General features: G+C 55.7%; 28 protein-coding genes. 11 read left to right on the top strand and 17 right to left on the bottom strand.

What is annotated here, in order from left to right; genetic code table 11:
- Window positions 1–173: 173 nt before the first annotated feature.
- The 12 genes from BM074_RS22110 to BM074_RS22150 form a co-directional block, all read right to left on the bottom strand.
- On the bottom strand, window positions 174–779 hold the full coding sequence (locus BM074_RS22110) for a TerC family protein (RefSeq protein ID WP_175499099.1): 606 nt from the start codon (window positions 777–779) through the stop codon (window positions 174–176).
- Between the two features lie 320 nt (window positions 780–1099).
- Window positions 1100–2131, bottom strand: a complete 1032-nt coding sequence (locus BM074_RS22115; RefSeq protein WP_175499100.1) for a tyrosine-type recombinase/integrase — start codon at window positions 2129–2131, stop codon at window positions 1100–1102.
- A 65-nt stretch (window positions 2132–2196) separates the two neighbouring features.
- Window positions 2197–2370, bottom strand: coding sequence for a hypothetical protein (locus tag BM074_RS23135; RefSeq protein WP_175499101.1), 174 nt, complete (start codon window positions 2368–2370; stop codon window positions 2197–2199).
- A 144-nt stretch (window positions 2371–2514) separates the two neighbouring features.
- Complete coding sequence (locus tag BM074_RS22120; protein ID WP_091925532.1) at window positions 2515–2919, bottom strand: HNH endonuclease; 405 nt, start codon at window positions 2917–2919, stop codon at window positions 2515–2517.
- Window positions 2919–3071, bottom strand: a complete 153-nt coding sequence (locus BM074_RS23140; RefSeq protein ID WP_175499102.1) for a hypothetical protein — start codon at window positions 3069–3071, stop codon at window positions 2919–2921. The genes BM074_RS22120 and BM074_RS23140 overlap by 1 nt, the downstream gene beginning before the upstream one ends.
- A complete protein-coding gene (locus BM074_RS22125; protein ID WP_091925536.1) occupies window positions 3068–3667 on the bottom strand; it encodes a hypothetical protein in 600 nt (199 codons plus the stop codon). Before BM074_RS22125 ends, BM074_RS23140 begins: the two co-directional genes overlap by 4 nt.
- A 165-nt stretch (window positions 3668–3832) precedes the next feature.
- A complete protein-coding gene (locus BM074_RS22130; protein WP_091925540.1) occupies window positions 3833–4348 on the bottom strand; it encodes a hypothetical protein in 516 nt (171 codons plus the stop codon).
- 18 nt (window positions 4349–4366) lie between these two features.
- Window positions 4367–5368, bottom strand: coding sequence for a phage recombination protein Bet (bet, locus tag BM074_RS22135; RefSeq protein WP_091925543.1), 1002 nt, complete (start codon window positions 5366–5368; stop codon window positions 4367–4369).
- Window positions 5368–5886 carry a siphovirus Gp157 family protein gene (locus BM074_RS22140; protein ID WP_091925546.1) on the bottom strand — a complete coding sequence of 173 codons (519 nt, stop codon included), beginning with the start codon at window positions 5884–5886 and terminating at the stop codon, window positions 5368–5370. The genes bet and BM074_RS22140 overlap by 1 nt, the downstream gene beginning before the upstream one ends.
- Window positions 5883–6056 carry a hypothetical protein gene (locus BM074_RS23145; protein ID WP_175499103.1) on the bottom strand — a complete coding sequence of 58 codons (174 nt, stop codon included), beginning with the start codon at window positions 6054–6056 and terminating at the stop codon, window positions 5883–5885. The genes BM074_RS22140 and BM074_RS23145 overlap by 4 nt, the downstream gene beginning before the upstream one ends.
- A gap of 118 nt (window positions 6057–6174) precedes the next feature.
- Window positions 6175–6396: a hypothetical protein gene (locus BM074_RS22145; RefSeq protein ID WP_091925549.1), complete on the bottom strand. Its 222-nt coding sequence runs from the start codon at window positions 6394–6396 to the stop codon at window positions 6175–6177.
- Window positions 6396–6827: a hypothetical protein gene (locus BM074_RS22150; RefSeq protein ID WP_091925552.1), complete on the bottom strand. Its 432-nt coding sequence runs from the start codon at window positions 6825–6827 to the stop codon at window positions 6396–6398. The genes BM074_RS22145 and BM074_RS22150 overlap by 1 nt, the downstream gene beginning before the upstream one ends.
- A 298-nt stretch (window positions 6828–7125) precedes the next feature.
- Here BM074_RS22150 and BM074_RS22155 point away from each other — a divergent pair, with 298 nt between their 5' ends.
- Window positions 7126–7878: a DUF5131 family protein gene (locus BM074_RS22155; protein WP_091925555.1), complete on the top strand. Its 753-nt coding sequence runs from the start codon at window positions 7126–7128 to the stop codon at window positions 7876–7878.
- Here BM074_RS22155 and tcmP read toward each other — a convergent pair.
- Genes tcmP through BM074_RS22175 form a run of 4 tightly spaced genes read right to left on the bottom strand, consistent with a single transcriptional unit; the run spans window position 7875 to window position 9915 of the window.
- The gene (tcmP, locus tag BM074_RS22160; protein WP_091925558.1) at window positions 7875–8702 is read right to left on the bottom strand and encodes a three-Cys-motif partner protein TcmP; all 828 of its coding nucleotides are present in this window, start codon (window positions 8700–8702) and stop codon (window positions 7875–7877) included. The two genes, BM074_RS22155 and tcmP, sit on opposite strands and share 4 nt — an antisense overlap.
- A gap of 3 nt (window positions 8703–8705) precedes the next feature.
- Window positions 8706–8945, bottom strand: coding sequence for a hypothetical protein (locus BM074_RS22165; protein ID WP_091925561.1), 240 nt, complete (start codon window positions 8943–8945; stop codon window positions 8706–8708).
- Window positions 8945–9235: an NINE protein gene (locus BM074_RS22170; protein ID WP_091925565.1), complete on the bottom strand. Its 291-nt coding sequence runs from the start codon at window positions 9233–9235 to the stop codon at window positions 8945–8947. The genes BM074_RS22165 and BM074_RS22170 overlap by 1 nt, the downstream gene beginning before the upstream one ends.
- Window positions 9236–9246: 11 nt before the next feature.
- Window positions 9247–9915: an XRE family transcriptional regulator gene (locus BM074_RS22175; RefSeq protein WP_244533062.1), complete on the bottom strand. Its 669-nt coding sequence runs from the start codon at window positions 9913–9915 to the stop codon at window positions 9247–9249.
- A 225-nt stretch (window positions 9916–10140) separates the two neighbouring features.
- Between BM074_RS22175 and BM074_RS22180 the strand changes: the two genes are divergently transcribed.
- Both BM074_RS22180 and BM074_RS22185 read left to right on the top strand, forming a co-directional pair.
- Window positions 10141–11004 (top strand): DUF2312 domain-containing protein, encoded by an 864-nt coding sequence (locus BM074_RS22180; RefSeq protein ID WP_091925571.1) that lies wholly within the window; start codon window positions 10141–10143, stop codon window positions 11002–11004.
- Window positions 11001–11264: a hypothetical protein gene (locus BM074_RS22185; RefSeq protein WP_091925574.1), complete on the top strand. Its 264-nt coding sequence runs from the start codon at window positions 11001–11003 to the stop codon at window positions 11262–11264. Before BM074_RS22180 ends, BM074_RS22185 begins: the two co-directional genes overlap by 4 nt.
- Before the next feature lie 11 nt (window positions 11265–11275).
- Here BM074_RS22185 and BM074_RS22190 read toward each other — a convergent pair whose 3' ends face one another.
- Window positions 11276–11707 carry a hypothetical protein gene (locus BM074_RS22190; RefSeq protein ID WP_175499094.1) on the bottom strand — a complete coding sequence of 144 codons (432 nt, stop codon included), beginning with the start codon at window positions 11705–11707 and terminating at the stop codon, window positions 11276–11278.
- Here BM074_RS22190 and BM074_RS22195 point away from each other — a divergent pair.
- From BM074_RS22195 to BM074_RS22230, 8 genes are all read left to right on the top strand, one after another.
- A complete protein-coding gene (locus BM074_RS22195; RefSeq protein WP_244533064.1) occupies window positions 11706–12020 on the top strand; it encodes a hypothetical protein in 315 nt (104 codons plus the stop codon). The genes BM074_RS22190 and BM074_RS22195 overlap by 2 nt on opposite strands.
- A 164-nt stretch (window positions 12021–12184) precedes the next feature.
- Entirely contained in the window at window positions 12185–12874 is a 690-nt protein-coding gene (locus tag BM074_RS22200; protein WP_091925583.1) for a hypothetical protein, read from the top strand.
- Window positions 12871–13074: a hypothetical protein gene (locus tag BM074_RS22205; protein ID WP_091925586.1), complete on the top strand. Its 204-nt coding sequence runs from the start codon at window positions 12871–12873 to the stop codon at window positions 13072–13074. The genes BM074_RS22200 and BM074_RS22205 overlap by 4 nt, the downstream gene beginning before the upstream one ends.
- Before the next feature lie 2 nt (window positions 13075–13076).
- On the top strand, window positions 13077–13433 hold the full coding sequence (locus BM074_RS22210) for a DUF1064 domain-containing protein (RefSeq protein WP_091925589.1): 357 nt from the start codon (window positions 13077–13079) through the stop codon (window positions 13431–13433).
- Window positions 13430–14467 (top strand): radical SAM protein, encoded by a 1038-nt coding sequence (locus BM074_RS22215; protein ID WP_091925592.1) that lies wholly within the window; start codon window positions 13430–13432, stop codon window positions 14465–14467. The genes BM074_RS22210 and BM074_RS22215 overlap by 4 nt, the downstream gene beginning before the upstream one ends.
- A complete protein-coding gene (locus tag BM074_RS22220; protein WP_091925595.1) occupies window positions 14464–15078 on the top strand; it encodes a YdaU family protein in 615 nt (204 codons plus the stop codon). The genes BM074_RS22215 and BM074_RS22220 overlap by 4 nt, the downstream gene beginning before the upstream one ends.
- Window positions 15065–15295 (top strand): hypothetical protein, encoded by a 231-nt coding sequence (locus tag BM074_RS22225; RefSeq protein WP_091925599.1) that lies wholly within the window; start codon window positions 15065–15067, stop codon window positions 15293–15295. The genes BM074_RS22220 and BM074_RS22225 overlap by 14 nt, the downstream gene beginning before the upstream one ends.
- Before the next feature lie 11 nt (window positions 15296–15306).
- On the top strand, window positions 15307–15879 hold the full coding sequence (locus BM074_RS22230; RefSeq protein WP_091925602.1) for a helix-turn-helix domain-containing protein: 573 nt from the start codon (window positions 15307–15309) through the stop codon (window positions 15877–15879).
- Window positions 15880–15919 lie beyond the last annotated feature (40 nt).

Consider the following 15919-nt stretch of genomic DNA (forward strand, 5'->3'; position numbering starts at 1 on the left):
AGGACCGCGAGCAGAGAGGAACGGCGCGCCTCCGAAACAAGTCCGCCGAAAAGAAGGCCAAGAACCGCCCCGGCCAGCCCCGCGCACAAACCCACCAAAGCCACCAAGCGCACACCGCCGAGGCCTACCAGAAAGTGGCCCCCGACGACAAACACACAGAAACAGAACCCAGACTAGAAATAGCCCTGCCAAAACCGGAAGCCGAAGCCTTCCAAGAGCACACACAAACAGATCAACATCAGAAAACCCAGACACAGCAAGACGAACCACCGAGCACGATTCAAGAAATACAGCAGCGGAGCGGCCGCAAGCATCACAACGCCGACGGCGATAAAAACCCCCACCACCAGGACTCCGAGAGAAGACACCAAACCGACAACCGCAAGCACACTACAAAGGCAAAACACACAATCAAGAACCACCAACCGCGCCACGACCAGCCAAAACAACCACCGAAAGCCATTCCCAACCGGCACGGAAACAAGCCCAGCAAGCCCCCCGGGCAAGACCACCCGCCCCGTGAACAGGAGAAACAACCCCACCAACAAGAGGAGCATGGCACCACCGCAAAATCCGAAGCCTGACACGCGGAAAAGCGGGCCCGCCAACACCACCAACCAGCAAATCGAGAAAAGCAGCAACAAGCACAGCATAAGCCCCAGCAAAAGGACAACAAAGCAACCACAAGTGCGCTGATCCCCAAGCACCCGGCCAGCAAGAAGCACAACGAAGACCAGACTCACGAGGCAAAAAACGAGCCAGACCACGATCAACCACAAGAATCCCATCCACGCACGGCAAGCAGCAATCCACCCAAGCATCAACGACATGCAAACGGAAAGACCAAACCAACAAAACGATCAACGCGCAGCGCCGAGAAAGAACACCCAGACGCACGACAACAAAACCCCACAAAAAGAACCGCGGAAGTGCAGCAAAACCGAAGAAAGGGCGCAACAAGAGAAGAGGCGCGGACGAGCCAAAAGCAAAGTCAAAAAGCAAAGCAACGCAGAACGCAGAGGCCCGGCAAATTAACCGTCAGGCAAAAAGGAAAAGTCACTCCCTGTTTGACTGGCGGATGAGAAAACCGCCTTTGATTTTACTTGGCTTTTTCGTCTAATTCCCGCACCTGATTGTCGGTGCGGGGAATAGCGTTCTCAATTTGGTCTACTATACGGCGTGATGAGCGAATGCCAAGTGCTTTTCTGTCCGCACCTTTTGTATAGATTTCAGCCTGTTTTACGTTGGTCCAGCCGAATTGAGCCATCAACTCCCAAGCCTGGGCGCCGCCATCGGCCGACAGTGTTGCTGCCAGCTTCCGCACGCCATGGGCGCTCAGTTCCTTGTCGATGCCGGCTTCATCGCATTGCTTGCGAAACCAGCTTTGGAAGCCCTTGGCTTTGTATGGGTTGCGGGCTTTTCCCCATGATAGGAAATGAAAGTCGCCGGTTTCGGTGGCGTGAATGATCGCGAGAAGCGATTGCGGAAACTCGACCGTGATCCATGCCTTGGTTTTTTTGGTCTGCATGGCGAACACGTTTCCGCGCAAATGCTGCCGTCCGGCGAGAACAATATCCGACCGGCGTAAGCCAGAATGGATCAGGAGTTCGATCGCCAGGCGCGGCTTTGTGCCGATAGGATAATGGCCGATGAACTTCGCATAGTCCTCGATCGTCCACGGCTTGAACCCCTCGGTGTCCGCGCGGTTGAACTTAATTCCGATGGTCGGATCTTCCTTGACGTGATTATTGTCCTTTGCCCACTCGAACAGCCCGCGCATTGCTTTGAGGAAATTGTTGGCAGCGAAGGGCGTTTCCTGCCGATCGTCCATGGCCTGATTGATGGCGGCCCGGTCAATAAACTGGAATTGAACATTCTTCGACTGCTCGATCACCTTGGTGAAGATGCCGTCACGATCACCTCGGGTGGATTCGGTGAGTTTTCCCCACGCGCGGCTTTCCTTGTATCGCTCAATCAACCAGCGAATGCTCTGGGTGTGCGTTTCCGGCTTGGATGGTGCGATAGAAGGTCTGCCCGACAATGCAAGTTTGTAGGCTTCCTTGAACTCGATCGAGTCCGGATCACCGGGAAGGCGGATGCGCGGTCCCTTGAACAGGCGAAAATAGAACACGATCTTGTCGTGCCTGGTCCGTTCCTTGGTGACGTGAAGCGGGAGCTTGCGGGGCATATCCTCCATTACAGGCGAAAGGCCGGTCGTTTAGCAACCGGCTCCTCTCTGTGGACAACGGGGATAGTGGGCACAATCGATAAGGAACCGTCGGGCTTGAGTTCGATCTGAACACCCTCGTCTTTGGCGATGATCGCAGCATTGCGAATTTGGGCTCGGGTGAAGCGGAGTTTTTCTGTCATCCCTGCTTCTCTCCAATGAGTTCGTTGTGGTCGGTCACGATACGCACCTCACAAATATCGCCAGCACGACAAGGCCGACGACAACGAGCGGCCCGGCGATAAACGTGAAGTCGGCAAGCCAACCTTTGAAACGTTGCCCGTACATCATGGTTCGATCCTTTCGAATAAACGGCGAGGCGGCAGGGATTTGGTGTGAGCCGGCTTGGTCTTGACGACCTTCGCGAAACCGGCGGATTTGACCGAGCCCTTCGGCCGAGTGACGCCAGTGTGCTTCGCGCGCACCTTGGCGACCTTGGCCCTCTCCTTGACGTCCAGCGCTGTCTTGCCGAGGTGACAATGAGAATGCGCCGGCGCGAGATTGCTCTCGGCATTCTTCCCGCCATTGATCAGGGCTACGACGTGATCGGCTTGCCACGTCTCGCCCGTCTTGATCTGCAGCTTGCAGAGATGGCAGACGCCTTTGTGCCGGTCATAGATGCGCTGGCGCACGCGTGGCGGGGCTTTCGTGTCATCGGTCTTGCCCGTCCACTCGTCGACTTGGCGGGCCATCACGCCACTTCCATCAGGTCGCATTCGTCCCAATCACGTGCGTGAGCCTCAAGCCGAGCCATCTCCTCAGCTTCGTAAATCGCGTCCTCTTCCTCTGGGGTGATGTCGTAATATCCGCTGTCGATAAGGTAGCGCTGGTACTGATAGTTCATCCCGCCACCTCGTCGATGTTCTGCTCGAGGACATCAAAGGAAACAGCGACAACCCATGGGTTTGCTTCCCATGATCCCGCGCCGTTGATGTTCTCCCATATTTTGCGGTACTTCCGTTGGGGCCATCCCCAATCACCGCGTTCAGGGAATACAATGCGCTCGACACCCTCGGCGAGGGCGTCCGCCTCACTGCAGTCCTGCAGGCGCTCCACGCGAACATCGGTGACGAGTAGTGTCAGGCGTGAAGCCCAACGCGGCATATGCATGGCTTGGCGGGGTTTGCCATGAAGCACATCACCACCGTCCGCTATGTAATCGACCGCAGTCCCGACTTTCAGTTGGCTCGGCGGGAGATGGTCGGACGTCGACCAGGTGCGCCAATGCTCGCGAACATAGAGCCGGTCGCCAATGGCGAACCGCAATTCGCTCGAGCGCCATGAGGAGTTACCGGGATCGAGCACATAAGCATCCGTCCACGATCCATCGAACAGGCTTGCGTGACCGCGCTGCTTGATCACCCGCCGCGTTTGTGTCTTGCGGCCAGCGAGCAACGCCTGGACCATGGTTGCACTGAAAAGGATAGGGCGATCAGCCATCAGTCAACTCCCACTTCTCAGCGGAAAGAACACGATCGAGATGCTTGGCTAGGACACGTTCACAAGTGGCAACCTCTTGTTTCAGGCGGGAAAGGGTTGCGTCGTAACGCTCCGCGAGCTCGCGCGACCGCCTGACTTCATAGGGTGCGTGGAGCGGAACGGATGTCATGCGGCCTCGCTTCGCGCCGTGGCGCCGTGCTCAACCCCGAGAAGGTCGTCGATGAAGTTCAGAACGGCTTCTTTGGATTTCTGGAATTCTGCTGCGCCCATTGCCCGAACGGACTGGCTCTTCGCTGTCATGACGTGAACAACGCAGTTGAGTGGAACAACCACAGAATAATCGTCCATAGGCCGGATGAAGGCTGCTACCCGTTCAGCTTCGGCCTTGGATGCACAGACTATGGAGCGCTCATCGCGATAACCGGTCCGGATCAGCGCTTTCTTCCGCAGATGCTCAACGGTCGGGTATTCGCCGAGCATGGAATCGTCGAGGTTGTCAAAGCCGTTCTTGATCGAGGCGAAATAGTGCCGGTGAGAGTTGTCGGAACGGTCGTGATGCTCAATCAGATTGTATAGTTCACCGACAACATAGTGTTTGTCGGCGGCGCGAGCGTGGAATGAAGTCGCCGGTTTGAATATTCCATCGCCCTCGTACTGAAACAGAATCGGCAAGGTTTGCACGGTCCAATCCTCCCGTTGTTAGCCGGCCATCAGGTTTTGGACGGCAGCCGGCTGGTCCAAGAGATTGGCAGGCTTCCGCTTGGAGACAGCTTCGATTAGCCTCTTGAGTTCCAGCGCGTCGGTAGGCGATTTCGCCCAGAATGTGCGCAATGGATCGCGATTGGCGTCGGCCCATTTTGCCACGGTCAACGGGTCGCTTTCATTGATGAATTGCTCGGCGCGATCGAAGAATTTGCCGACAGGCACATTTTCCAGTGCCCACCCATCGCCCCAGGTGACAGTGATGGCGTCGTTGCCAGCGATCAGCTTGAGCCGGTTTTCCTCGCGCTCATGTTCGGCGATTTCGGATGCTGTCAAATCAAGCATCTTAGCCCGGTCGAGCTCGGCCTCGTCGTAAAGTCCGGTGAACTGCTCAGGCCAGCCGGCTCGTAGCGCCTGCATCTCTGCGCATTTCGCAATCATCAAGCGAGGCATCTTGCACCAGTTACCGCTGTCATCCAGCGATGGGGCAGCGCCATCCTTCAGCACCTTCATCTTCTTGGGCTTGCCATTGTCCCAAGTATCGCCCGTCTCAACGTAACTGTACTGGCTCGGAACGAATGAGATCGGGGCGAATTCCTCCCAAAATGCCTGTCCCGCCACTTCAAACCACTCTGCGGTTTTCGGGTCCTGCTTCCACAGATAGACGGTGGCGGATACTATTCCCTGAGGATTGGTTGGCCCTTTAAGGCCCGGATCGGTCTCGTACGTGGGCGTCTTGCTTGCCGGACGATAATCGCCGCATCGCTGCGCAATGACGCGCTGCCCATCGCGGCTGATGATGATGGTCATCTTTCGCTTGTTCGCGTTATCCTTTGAGAAGATCATTGGAATGATCTGTCCGAGAAACGGATCAAGGCCCTTCGCGCGCGCGACCTCGATGAAAAGGTTGAATTCCGCTGTGTTGCAGTCCTTCGCGACCGTGCTCTGAATCAGTGCAATCTGCTTGCTGGAATGGGTATACTGAGAAACCGCGTTCATTATTTCCTCCTGATGAAAATGGAGACAGAACCGTTGTCGAGGTGGGCGCCTGGAATTTCTTCCTTGGCCTCCAGCGCTTCCTTGAGCGCTTTTTTGTCGAGCTTTGGTTCGACCTTGGGGATGGTCCAATAGGCGGCTGGAATGTCCGCCTCGTTGTCGATGACGATGTTGGGTTTGCGCTTGGTGAGAAAGATCGTCGCCGTTGGCAGCGTGAACTTTTCCTGTTCCGTGATGATCATCGCCTGCTCCATCGCAGCGCGACGGCGTTCGATGCGTTGCTCTGCTGCCTTACGCCGCTCAGCGAGCGTTTCTTCCTTGGCCTTGATGCCAACAATCAGGATGTCATCCTCGTCATTGGCGTCCATTGCAGCGGCGATTGCTTCGAGCAACGAAGTCTCGCCTTCGATTGCCGTCTCAACGATGTCCTGGTCATCGGCATCGCCACTCTCTCGGAGACTGGCGAGAAGCCGTTTTGCCGCTTCGGCCTGGCGGTGCACACTGTGCGACGCGTCGCTCATGCGAGTTCCTTCCGTTCGAAGAGATTGTGATAGGTGCGCTTCAAGGCGCGCCGAACAGCGTCGTTCGGCTCTTTGAGCAGGCGATCCTCAATGTGCTGCAGAGCTTCCTCTCGGGAGAGGCGTTCTATGCACGCCAGTTCGGCAGCGATGCAGATTTGTTCTCCGGTCATTGATCGACCTCGGCGCGGGCCGAATAAAACTTCTGCGGGGTGCTTCCAATGGTGCCGAGAACGACGACGGTGAAGCCCAAAAGGGAGACGATTGCGACAAGCAAACTTTGCATCTGGATCACTCCTCGGTCAGATCATTGTTGAAATCGTCATCGAACTCTTCGACCTCTATGGGGTCGTCCTGTTCCCACCACTCGTCGATCTCTGTCTTGACTTCCTCGACGGTCCTGCCGTGGAAGCAGCGGTCATCTTCGGGGCCATCGTACTGTTGCTGAATTCCAAGAAAGCCGTAGGCCGGAGCAGCAAGCGGATGCTCGATGGTGAAGTCGCGATAGCGCATCACATCCCCCTCGACTTGAAGCCGTTGCAAATAATGTGCGTTTCACGGGCGAGCAGCTCTTCGACATCACGCATGTGCCCAAGCTTGGAATACTCGACGACGATCTGCTCGGCGGCTCCACGGTTCAGCGGGATCAGAGCTTCAAGCTGCTGAAAGATGGTCCAGACCGGCAGAGGCAGTTGGACCAAGGCGATTGCCGTGTTCAGGTCGCCGGTAAGATTGGCGGTATCAGTGAGCCGCGCTGACGCAGTGTTGCTGTAGTTCGTACGAACCCAGAATGCCGCCATCCCATTCACCGCCGCTTCGCAAGCGTAATGCTTGGAATTGGTGTCCTGGAACTGTCGAAGAGCGTCGCCCAGGCTTTCGATAATGAAGCCGGTTTCGGCTGCGATCTGCGCTGGCGTTTTGAATTCCTGGTTGATGATGTTCATTGCATCCATCCGTGACTGAATGGATCATTTGTAGCGCATATCGCTACACACTGTCAATCTTGATGTAGCGATATTAGAAACAAATTTGCGATTATCTGGAAAGTCCGATATGTAGGAATGGCAGTCGACGGAGGCGTTGCTTGCCAGCATAGAGCAGGGTGAGGGACGGAACCCCTCATTTTCCAAGGAGTGAGAATGTGTTGGTTTTGTCTGAAGTGTCAGTCGACGTCAGCAGACATTCACCCGACATTAACGCGAAACAAATTATTCACTATGTTCGAGACGCAGGAGATTCGTTATGGCTGAGACATCAATCGAATGGACTGACGCGACCTGGAACCCGGTTGCGGGGTGCACAATTCTTACAGCAGGTTGCACCAATTGCTACGCGATGCGGATGGCGGCCAGGCTCGAAGCTATGGGCACGGAAAAGTACCAGGGTCTGACACGGAAGACAGGTGGCAGGGCAAAATGGACCGGGAAGGTGATCACGGATTCGAAGTCACTTTCGATTCCAGCAACATGGTCGAAGCCGCGCCGAGTGTTCGTTAACTCGATGTCTGATCTCTTTCACGTTGATGTGTCCCCGGATTTCATACGAAGCGTCTGGACGGTGATGGAAGCGACACCTCGCCATACCTACCAGATTTTGACCAAGCGTCCGGAAGTCATGGCGCAAGTTTTGAACCGCGGCGATTTCCCTGTACTCCCAAATGTCTGGCTCGGCACCAGCGTGGAGGACAGTCGTGTCCTCGATCGATTGGATAACCTCCGTAAAGTCCCGGCTGCTGTTCGCTTTGTTTCGTTCGAGCCATTGATAGGTTCGGTGGCCGACGCAAATATCGCCGATATTCACTGGGCGATTGTCGGCGGAGAATCAGGAGCGTCCGCGCGCCAGATGGACCCTCAATGGGTAGATGAAATCGAAACCATGTGTCGTCGTAGCGGCGCGGCCTTCTTCTTCAAGCAGTGGGGTGGTCGCAACAAAAAAACGACTGGGCGCATCCTGAACGGCCGCACATACGACGAAATGCCGGCAGCGATTATCTAAAGGTCGAGCAACCGCTGGCCATCTTTCGGAGAAATCGTCTTCCAGAATTTAAGAGCCAGTTGATGCCGAGCCGCTAACAGCAACCAATACAGCCTTTGTCCGCGGCTTCCTTTGATTAAGCGAACGTCTTCGGAGGCCGATATGCCCCTCTTGCTGACAAGCTCGCGCCAATAAGTAAGTAGATCCTCGCGCGTTCTCGCCCTTGAACGTACTTGCAACGCCTCCCTCCATCCTGGGGCGAACGCATCGAAAGCTGAGTCAGTGCTCGTAAGATGGAGGTCTAAATTTCGCTGGAGATCCATAGTGCTGATGTGAACGAGCACATCGATGCGCTTGATGAGGGCAAGGGTCTTGATAATCTTAAAATCGAGGGCCTCAAGGCTGTAGGGATCCAAAAAAGCGAAGTTTAAGCCATACTGCGGCGCCTTCTGGCGAGCCCAGAACGCTGTTTCTTTTGCGAGACCGCATTTCGCCACGACTGGCGCGTTAAGTTTTATCAGACGGGTTTCGCAGGCCGTTAGTCTGTCCTGATCAGCATCTGCGATGATGACGCGGGTAAAAGGCGCATTGCAGGCAACCGATCGGTTCCAGGCGGCAACCGGACCAGCATCGATCCATTCCTTTGTCTCTTTTATGAAACTGCGCCCGGGTCCGCAGAACAGGTCAATGAAAGCTGCGCCACCAGTGTTGTCCGGCGGGAGGTATCTTTTCCGGGGTGCCGATGAAATGTGGACATATTGGCAGAGGAGGTCGACCTTCTCTTTGGCCCACGCCCCGACAACTTCGGCCGGCAAACCATCGTCGCCATCGACCAGCTCACCCAATATTCACTCCATGTCTGGCACTAAGCCAGATTGAAACAGCACTACGGGCGGTCCGTATTCCCCTACGTCAGGTTCAGCATCTCGCGCCCAGGCCAACACGCCGATGTGCTTGCCAGCCAACTCGCTGGCGCTGCGCATGGCGCGATCTTCGCTGTCGAATTGCATGGCCTCAAATGCCGGTACGATGTCGCCCTCGTTGGAGCGATCAAAGGCCATGACAACTACGAGGCGAACGGGGTCCATTACGCCCCCGAAAATGTCAAAGCTTCTAATGTCAGCCTTTTCCGAACATCATCTTTCTGCTGCTGCACCATGCTTGGGATAAGGAAGGCGTCAATAAGCACCCAAACAAATCCGACTAAGATGAAGTACGAGAATATCTGAAGAATAGCCGATCCGGGCCGCCCCAGATAAAATCGATGTGCTGAAAAAAACCAAAGGAAAAACCATAGTAGATACGCGGCACCGACTGACTTTGCGTCGTTCGTAACCCGCTGCTCGATGAGCATTTTGTCTTGTGTAGAAAGTCCCATTTCAACCCCGTTTATCTTGGCCTAATCCAATCAATAGGCGCCGCCCACTCCACTATCTGATCGACCATGTCAGCGTATTGACCGTTGATGCTTGTAAGCGTCCACCGGCTAGCGTCCATTCCTGGACGAACGATCTTTACAAAGATCCGCCCATCCGCTAGCTGCACTACAGCCCTTTTGTTGACAAGTTCCGAAGGGGGCAGAAGCTTTGAATAATAAAGTAATGTGCCCTCTTCATACGCAGGAAACATTGAGTCTCCAGAGACTTGAACTGCTACTGTCCCATGACGGGCATCCGCGGGCGCTTCAACCGTATCATCCCCGCCATCATCTATGGCGAAGACTGCAGCTCCAGCTCCTACTTTGCCTTTTAGTGGAACGTGAAGTTCTTTCGGTGCGGTAGTCCCCGTGATGGCCTCGATTGCCAATAACTCCTCGCCAGATATGGTGCGAGTTCCTTTCAGCATCTTGTTTACGGCTGCGCGATCGATTGAACGGGTGAGCCGCTCCGTCAGCAATCTAGAAAGCTCCGATTGCGAGACGCCCGACTCGTCCAGGGCAGTTTGTAGCCATTCTGACAACATACGGAATGCATAGCTGTTCGTCACAATTCTGTCTTTTTCCATATTCGCTACATATTGACTTGCATTTGTTGCTATATTCGCTACATTCCGTGCCATGGAACCAGCTCGCACTATCATCAAAAACCTCGGTGGTCCCTCAGTTGTCGCTTCGATCGCTGGGGTTCATCGAACGCGTGTTTCGAATTGGATGCGATCCAAAGACTCGGGCGGTACCGGCGGAACCATTCCCTTCAAACATGTGCCGGCCCTTCTCGCAGCTGCTCATGACCTGGGGCTTAAGCTATCGGCTGACGACTTTCTTCCTATTGAGGAGAATGCGGCATGAGCGCTGACGCCGAGATCAAACAATTCATTGATCGCATTCTCCGCCTCAAGGAAGAACAGGACACGCTCGGCGAAGACATCCGCGAGGTTTATGCTGAGGCAAAGGGCCGGGGCTATGACAAGACCGTTCTGGGGAATGTCGTCGCACATCTGCGAAAGGTCGAGAAGGTCGGCCGTGACACCCTGCACGAGCGCGAGGCGATCTTCGATCTCTATCTTACGGCTTACGAGACCGGTGGTCGGGCGCCCGCGTCTGCGCGTGCACGAGAAAACATTGAAGAATTTCCAGTCAGCGCGAAGCTCGCTGCCAGTGTTGCAAGCGCAGTTCAGACCGAAACAGGCCGCAAGGCTCTCATCGCTGCCGTCGATATTATGATCGAGCGTGAAGCCGCTGAACACATTGATCCGGAGACGGGCGCGATCACAGCTTCCCACGGCAAGGCGCCCGATGGGATGGACCCCAGCCGCGAACTTATCGCGGCCAACATGGAGCAGGGCGATGTAGACAGCAGCGCGTCGCGCGCCAGCAGCGCCGTGGAAGTCGGCGCAACCAATTTCACCCCTGACCCGTCCTCCTTGGTGGTTGCCGACGGCCAACCAGAAAGCTCGGAACCGGGCAGCGCAAAAAGCGATGGTTCCGCCATCGTCGGTCAGGGCCGCGAAAGCGGGAATACCATAACCGGGTGCAATTCCGAGCAAGCCGTCGCCAATTTTGAGCCACCGTCGTTTCTGAAGGACCAGACGAAGTCGATCCGCGACTACCGTCCTCATTGCCAAAAGCCTGAGGCTTGCGGTGCGTCTGGGCTGAGACATTGCTACTCCTGTTCGAAGCTGATCGCGGTTGAAGGCGAGGTCGCATGACGACCGAGCAGATGATCTCCGACTGGACGGACCGCAATGGCGGGCCACGCAGGTTCTCGCGGGGTGAAAGCACCGACTTTCTTGCGATCCGATCGAATCTTGAAAAGCACGGCTACAAGCTGAGCGGACACCGTTACGAATACATCGTTTCAAAAAACGGGATGTCTCGCCGAAAATTCGATTGGCACGGATTGCTGCGTTTTATTGACGATCTGCGCGTGGCCGACGGCCTTCCGGCTATCCTGGCGAGGCTTGCATAATGGACCGCGCTTCATTTGATTTGCTTTTCCGCCCTGAAATTCTCATTGGCGTGTCCGACAAAACTGACGCCGTTCTTGCGCATGCGCGCTCGGACGGCCAGCCTGTTAATAGGATTGTTCGCGCTCTTAACACCTCCCGGAGCTGCGGACATGCTGACGGGAGAAGCCGCGGCGTTGGCTTCTCCCGTCTTTTTTCTCGTTTTTCGTGCGCTGGACAGTACGCCTTCTACGAGAAACCCAATCCTTTTTTCCGACGAGTCATCAACCTCGTGATCCCCATCGCTCTGGTTGTTGGCCCCATCATTTACGTGCTTCGTCGCTGTCTCCGTTTTGTTCAGTGGCTCGCTCATGTGGTCAACCATATGAGCGGAGTCGCCCAGATTGTCGGAAACATCTCCCAAGCCCGTGGAAATCTCACCCAAGTTTTCGGAAGGACCAGCCATGTCTGACGCTGATCTGGCCGCCAACTTACTCGACGACGTGATCGGCCATCGCGGTGTACGCGAACCGGTCAAGAGCATGTTGGACCGTGCGTATCGTGCTTTGAGTACCCGGAACAGAGAATGGACGCGCCGCCGTGTCCGCTCGATTTTCAACAAAGAAACTACACGGATCGACCATCGCGAGATCGAAGAGATGCGCGCAGTCATTCGAGCGAAGGAATCCCATGCAGCATTCAAATCCGAGACCGCCCGTATTGCTGCGATGGCTGTCAACTCAGCGTCGGCTACGGATCGCGGCGAAGCTTCGCGATAAAGCGGCTTCGCTGGCTGAATGGATCGCGCCGGAGATCAAGGAGGTAGATAAGTGAACGATAACCGTGCGCCTTTGACTGCCAAAGAAATTGTCGGGCTTGTGGTAGCATCGGCTCTCCTTGCCTTGCTCGTCCTGCTTCCATACTTCGCGCTCGAGGTGCGCCTATGAACGCGCCTTCCGCACGCGGTCTGTTTCGCGCCACTGGCAAGAAGTCAAAACCGGTCGTTCAGCGCAACCTCGACGGCTCGTATGAGAAGGTAGAGCACCTCGAGAGGGAGCCAGACGAATTCTATCCAACGCCTCCGGAGCCGACGCGCGCCTTACTAGCGGCTGAGATCGGCAGGCTGAGGCAGTTCCGTATGATTTGGGAACCAGCCGCGGGGGATGGCGCCATGGTTCGCGAAATGGAAGCGGTCGGCCTCGACGTCAATGCGTCTGATCTCGTCGATCGCGGAATCGGCGCGGTAATCCGGGATTTCTACGACTATACCGAAGCGACATCCCCATCCTACGCCATCGTCACGAATCCCCCTTTCGCTGAATGCGGCTGGGGCAACGGTAAGGCTCGCTGGCTGAAGCATGCCCTCGACGTCCTCAACGTCGAATACATGGCGCTGCTGATGAATTGGGGTTGGCCGGGTGCCGGTGGTCTCAAGCATTTTTGGGCGCAACATCCGCCGGCGCGCGTCTACCTGATGCGCTGGAAGATCGATTTCACTGGGCAGGGCGCTCCGCCGATGCTCAACGCTTGGTTCGTTTGGGACAATCTGCATCAAGGCGAGACCGTTCTCCGCATGCTCGACCGCCATTCCGACGCCCGCCAGTCGAACCTTTTCGCGGAGGCTGCCGAATGAGCAGGATTCCCAATCATGAGATGGCCGACGAGCTCAACAAGCTCGTCATCGGAAAGGCAACCTGGCTTCAGGATTTTTCCGAGGGGCGGCGCAAGCGTCCAGAGCACGAGATAGAAACTCGCTGGCGGGAGCTGGCTGTATTGAAGCAAGCGGTGTCCGATTATTCCGCTGCCGCTGACCGCGATGGAGGTGCGGCGTGAGAATGACCGCTGCCGAATTCCGCGCGATGTCGCAGGCAAAGCCAACCAAATATGGCAACGAACCCGTTTGGATTGATGGCATCCGCTTTGAAAGCAAGGCGGAGGGTAAGCGCTATTGCGAACTGAAGCTGTTGCAGGCGGCTGGCGAGATCACCGAGCTCGAATTGCAGCCGCGATTCAAGCTGACCGTGAATGGCATAGAGGTCTGCACCTATATCGGCGACTTCCGCTATTGGCACAACCATTCCAAGAAACGTGTTTGCGAGGATGTGAAAGGGGTTTCCACTCCCGCGTTCCGTCTGAAGGCAAAGCTGTTTCGGGCCGTCTTTGGGTACGACATCGTTCTGGTGAAGTCATGAGGAGCGCGGCGGTTCGGCTCACCCAGATCGACGGAAAACTACCGAACCTTGCACTGATGAAACTTGCTCATTGGCATAAGTCTCTGGGCGATGACGTGGTTTTCACCAAGCATGTCGAGCGCGGCCTATACGAGCCTGAGTACAAGACAGTTTATGGCTCAGCGATATTCTCCTACAGCGCAGATCGTGTTGCCGTCTTCAAGGAACAGTTTCCGAATGCGATCGTGGGCGGAACCTGGAACCTTTCCAACCTGTCAACCGTCGAACAGATGATCGGGCAGGAAGAATACGAGCATTACGACTATTCGATCTATGCGGCGTTTGACGCCTCTATAGGCTTCACACAGCGCGGCTGCCGGCTGAAATGCGGGTTCTGCGTCGTACCGAAAAAAGAGGGCAAGCCGCGATCGGTCAACACGATCTATGAAATCTGGCGCGGCGGCACATATCCGAAGCACTTGCATCTGCTTGACAACGACTTCTTCGGTCAACCCGAGGATCAATGGCGGGCCCGGCTCAATGAGATATTGGACGGCGGTTTCAAGGTCTGTCTGAACCAAGGGATAAACATCCGTCTGATCACAGAGGCAGCCGCTAGAGCGATCGCACAGGTTCCCTACTACGATGACAGCTTTAGGGCCCGTCGCCTCTACACGGCCTGGGACAACCTGAAGGATGAGAAGATATTCATGCGCGGCGTCGAGCGTCTCGATGGTGCCGGTGTGCCTCCATCACACCTCTTGGTCTACATGCTGGTCGGATTCGACGAAAGCGAAACGTGGGAGAGATTGTTCTATCGCTTCAACAAGATGGTGTCGCTCGGTATCCGCCCATATCCAATGATCTTCGGCAGCCGTGCAAAGACCTTGCCACTGGGCGGCATGAACGCTGCGATCGCAGGACGCACGCTTGGCGAGTTCCAACGATGGGTAATCCGCAAAGCCTATCGGTTCGTTCCCTTCGAAGAGTATGACGTGAATGCCAGAGGTCGCCTAACCATCGGTCAAGGCAATCTATTCGAGGTAGCGGCATGAGTAAGAATCCTTGGATACGGTTCTTTCCCTCGGATTGGCTCGCTGGAACGCGCGGGATGAGCGCTGTCGAGACAGGCGTTTATATCACTTTGATCATGTCCATGTACGAGCGAGGTGAGCCAATCCCCGAGGATCACGCCCGATTGGCAAGGCTCTGCGGAGCGTCAAATTCAGCTTTCAAATCCGCTCTTGAGACCCTCGTTTCCGAAGGAAAGATCGTCCGCGTCGTGAATGGTCTGTGGAACGAACGTGTCGAAAAAGAGCAAGTCTACCTTTCGGAAAAATCAGAGGTAGGATTTCAGGCCGCAAATGCCCGATGGAAGAAAAGTAAACAAAAACAAAGGCCATCCGATGCAGATGCAATGCGTTCGCAATGCGATGGCAATGCCATTCCAGAAGCCAGAAGCCATATAGAAAAACCTACCAGTTTTTCTGAGCGCGCAAGCGCGCGAAAACCGAATGGATTTGTCCATGTTCGGAAATCAACAGACGCAGCACGTTCACTGATCCAGGAGCTCAAGGAAAATGAACAATTCGGAGAAGATCGAGGCGACAAAGTCATTGACCAAACTGTTCGGGAGTTTCCCGCAATCGCCCATGTCCGATCCTGACTTGCAACTCCGCGCCTACCTCGATGCGGTCGAGGACTTCGAATGTGTCGACGTGCTGGCAGCGGTCGAGAGATTCCGTCAAGGCGAGGTCAAGGAGGTCAACAAGGCCTATTGCCCCTCCACGGCGCAGCTTTGCGATGAGGTTCGGTACCGCAAGCAGATGCGGGAAATCATGGCTCGCGCCGGCGTCAAGCCAGGCCAGCTAATTATCCAGTAGGAGTGCGTGAAATGGTGGATGAAACAGCAGAACAAATTCCCGATCGTCGCTATCGAGGCATGAACCCGAAATTTGTTAAGCAGGTTTGGGAGAAACGCCGCAAGCAGGAAACGGCAGAGCATCGGCGCGCCGCCCGAGACGCGGCTCAATTGGCCAAGCAACAAAGCCGACGCGCGACCACGCTGAGGCTTGCCCAGGAGTGGGAGATCGCGCAGCAAGAGGAACTGTTTCGCGCGCAATTTCTGGAGAACATCGGGCAGCTTCGCTTAAGCCACCTGGTCGACAAATACAAATCGGCCGCGGCGATTGTTGGTGCAATGGAGGTGCGATATCGCGCAGCCGAAATCATTCAACATCACGTGCGTCGGTCGCCATTCTCTTACTCGGAGGTGATGAGCGATGCTCGAGCGCGAGCGGTGGTAGCCGTGCGGCAGGCTGCCATGGCCGATATCCACGTTTTGTGTCCGCATTTCTCGTTGACCCAGATCGGCAAGCTCTTCGGCGGACGTGATCATACGACAGTTCTTCACGCATTGAAGAAGATGGGCGTCTGGCGCGGCAACCGAGAACAGCCCGAAGCTTAATTTTTAAGGGGAGGCGACGCCCCGATTTCAAGGACAGGTA

Source organism: Phyllobacterium sp. CL33Tsu, from assembly GCF_900113985.1.
GTDB classification, from domain to species: Bacteria; Pseudomonadota; Alphaproteobacteria; order Rhizobiales; family Rhizobiaceae; genus Phyllobacterium; species Phyllobacterium pellucidum.

Excerpts from the sequence above, each read along its gene's own strand:
- BM074_RS22180 (WP_091925571.1), top strand. The coding sequence starts at position 10,141 with ATGAGCGCTGACGCCGAGATCAAACAATTCATTGATCGCATTCTCCGC.
- BM074_RS22140 (WP_091925546.1), bottom strand. The coding sequence starts at position 5,886 with ATGAGCGACGCGTCGCACAGTGTGCACCGCCAGGCCGAAGCGGCAAAA.
- BM074_RS22170 (WP_091925565.1), bottom strand. The coding sequence starts at position 9,235 with ATGGGACTTTCTACACAAGACAAAATGCTCATCGAGCAGCGGGTTACG.
- BM074_RS22155 (WP_091925555.1), top strand. The coding sequence starts at position 7,126 with ATGGCTGAGACATCAATCGAATGGACTGACGCGACCTGGAACCCGGTT.
- BM074_RS22220 (WP_091925595.1), top strand. The coding sequence starts at position 14,464 with ATGAGTAAGAATCCTTGGATACGGTTCTTTCCCTCGGATTGGCTCGCT.
- BM074_RS22230 (WP_091925602.1), top strand. The coding sequence starts at position 15,307 with ATGGTGGATGAAACAGCAGAACAAATTCCCGATCGTCGCTATCGAGGC.
- BM074_RS22205 (WP_091925586.1), top strand. The coding sequence starts at position 12,871 with ATGAGCAGGATTCCCAATCATGAGATGGCCGACGAGCTCAACAAGCTC.
- BM074_RS22145 (WP_091925549.1), bottom strand. The coding sequence starts at position 6,396 with ATGCGCTATCGCGACTTCACCATCGAGCATCCGCTTGCTGCTCCGGCC.
- BM074_RS22120 (WP_091925532.1), bottom strand. The coding sequence starts at position 2,919 with ATGGCCCGCCAAGTCGACGAGTGGACGGGCAAGACCGATGACACGAAA.
- BM074_RS23145 (WP_175499103.1), bottom strand. The coding sequence starts at position 6,056 with ATGACCGGAGAACAAATCTGCATCGCTGCCGAACTGGCGTGCATAGAA.
- BM074_RS22195 (WP_244533064.1), top strand. The coding sequence starts at position 11,706 with ATGTCTGACGCTGATCTGGCCGCCAACTTACTCGACGACGTGATCGGC.
- BM074_RS22210 (WP_091925589.1), top strand. The coding sequence starts at position 13,077 with ATGACCGCTGCCGAATTCCGCGCGATGTCGCAGGCAAAGCCAACCAAA.
- BM074_RS22190 (WP_175499094.1), bottom strand. The coding sequence starts at position 11,707 with ATGGCTGGTCCTTCCGAAAACTTGGGTGAGATTTCCACGGGCTTGGGA.
- bet (WP_091925543.1), bottom strand. The coding sequence starts at position 5,368 with ATGAACGCGGTTTCTCAGTATACCCATTCCAGCAAGCAGATTGCACTG.
- BM074_RS23135 (WP_175499101.1), bottom strand. The coding sequence starts at position 2,370 with ATGACAGAAAAACTCCGCTTCACCCGAGCCCAAATTCGCAATGCTGCG.
- BM074_RS22200 (WP_091925583.1), top strand. The coding sequence starts at position 12,185 with ATGAACGCGCCTTCCGCACGCGGTCTGTTTCGCGCCACTGGCAAGAAG.
- BM074_RS22150 (WP_091925552.1), bottom strand. The coding sequence starts at position 6,827 with ATGAACATCATCAACCAGGAATTCAAAACGCCAGCGCAGATCGCAGCC.
- BM074_RS22215 (WP_091925592.1), top strand. The coding sequence starts at position 13,430 with ATGAGGAGCGCGGCGGTTCGGCTCACCCAGATCGACGGAAAACTACCG.
- BM074_RS22165 (WP_091925561.1), bottom strand. The coding sequence starts at position 8,945 with ATGGACCCCGTTCGCCTCGTAGTTGTCATGGCCTTTGATCGCTCCAAC.
- BM074_RS22185 (WP_091925574.1), top strand. The coding sequence starts at position 11,001 with ATGACGACCGAGCAGATGATCTCCGACTGGACGGACCGCAATGGCGGG.
- BM074_RS23140 (WP_175499102.1), bottom strand. The coding sequence starts at position 3,071 with ATGAACTATCAGTACCAGCGCTACCTTATCGACAGCGGATATTACGAC.
- BM074_RS22225 (WP_091925599.1), top strand. The coding sequence starts at position 15,065 with ATGTCCGATCCTGACTTGCAACTCCGCGCCTACCTCGATGCGGTCGAG.
- BM074_RS22175 (WP_244533062.1), bottom strand. The coding sequence starts at position 9,915 with ATGGCACGGAATGTAGCGAATATAGCAACAAATGCAAGTCAATATGTA.
- BM074_RS22125 (WP_091925536.1), bottom strand. The coding sequence starts at position 3,667 with ATGGCTGATCGCCCTATCCTTTTCAGTGCAACCATGGTCCAGGCGTTG.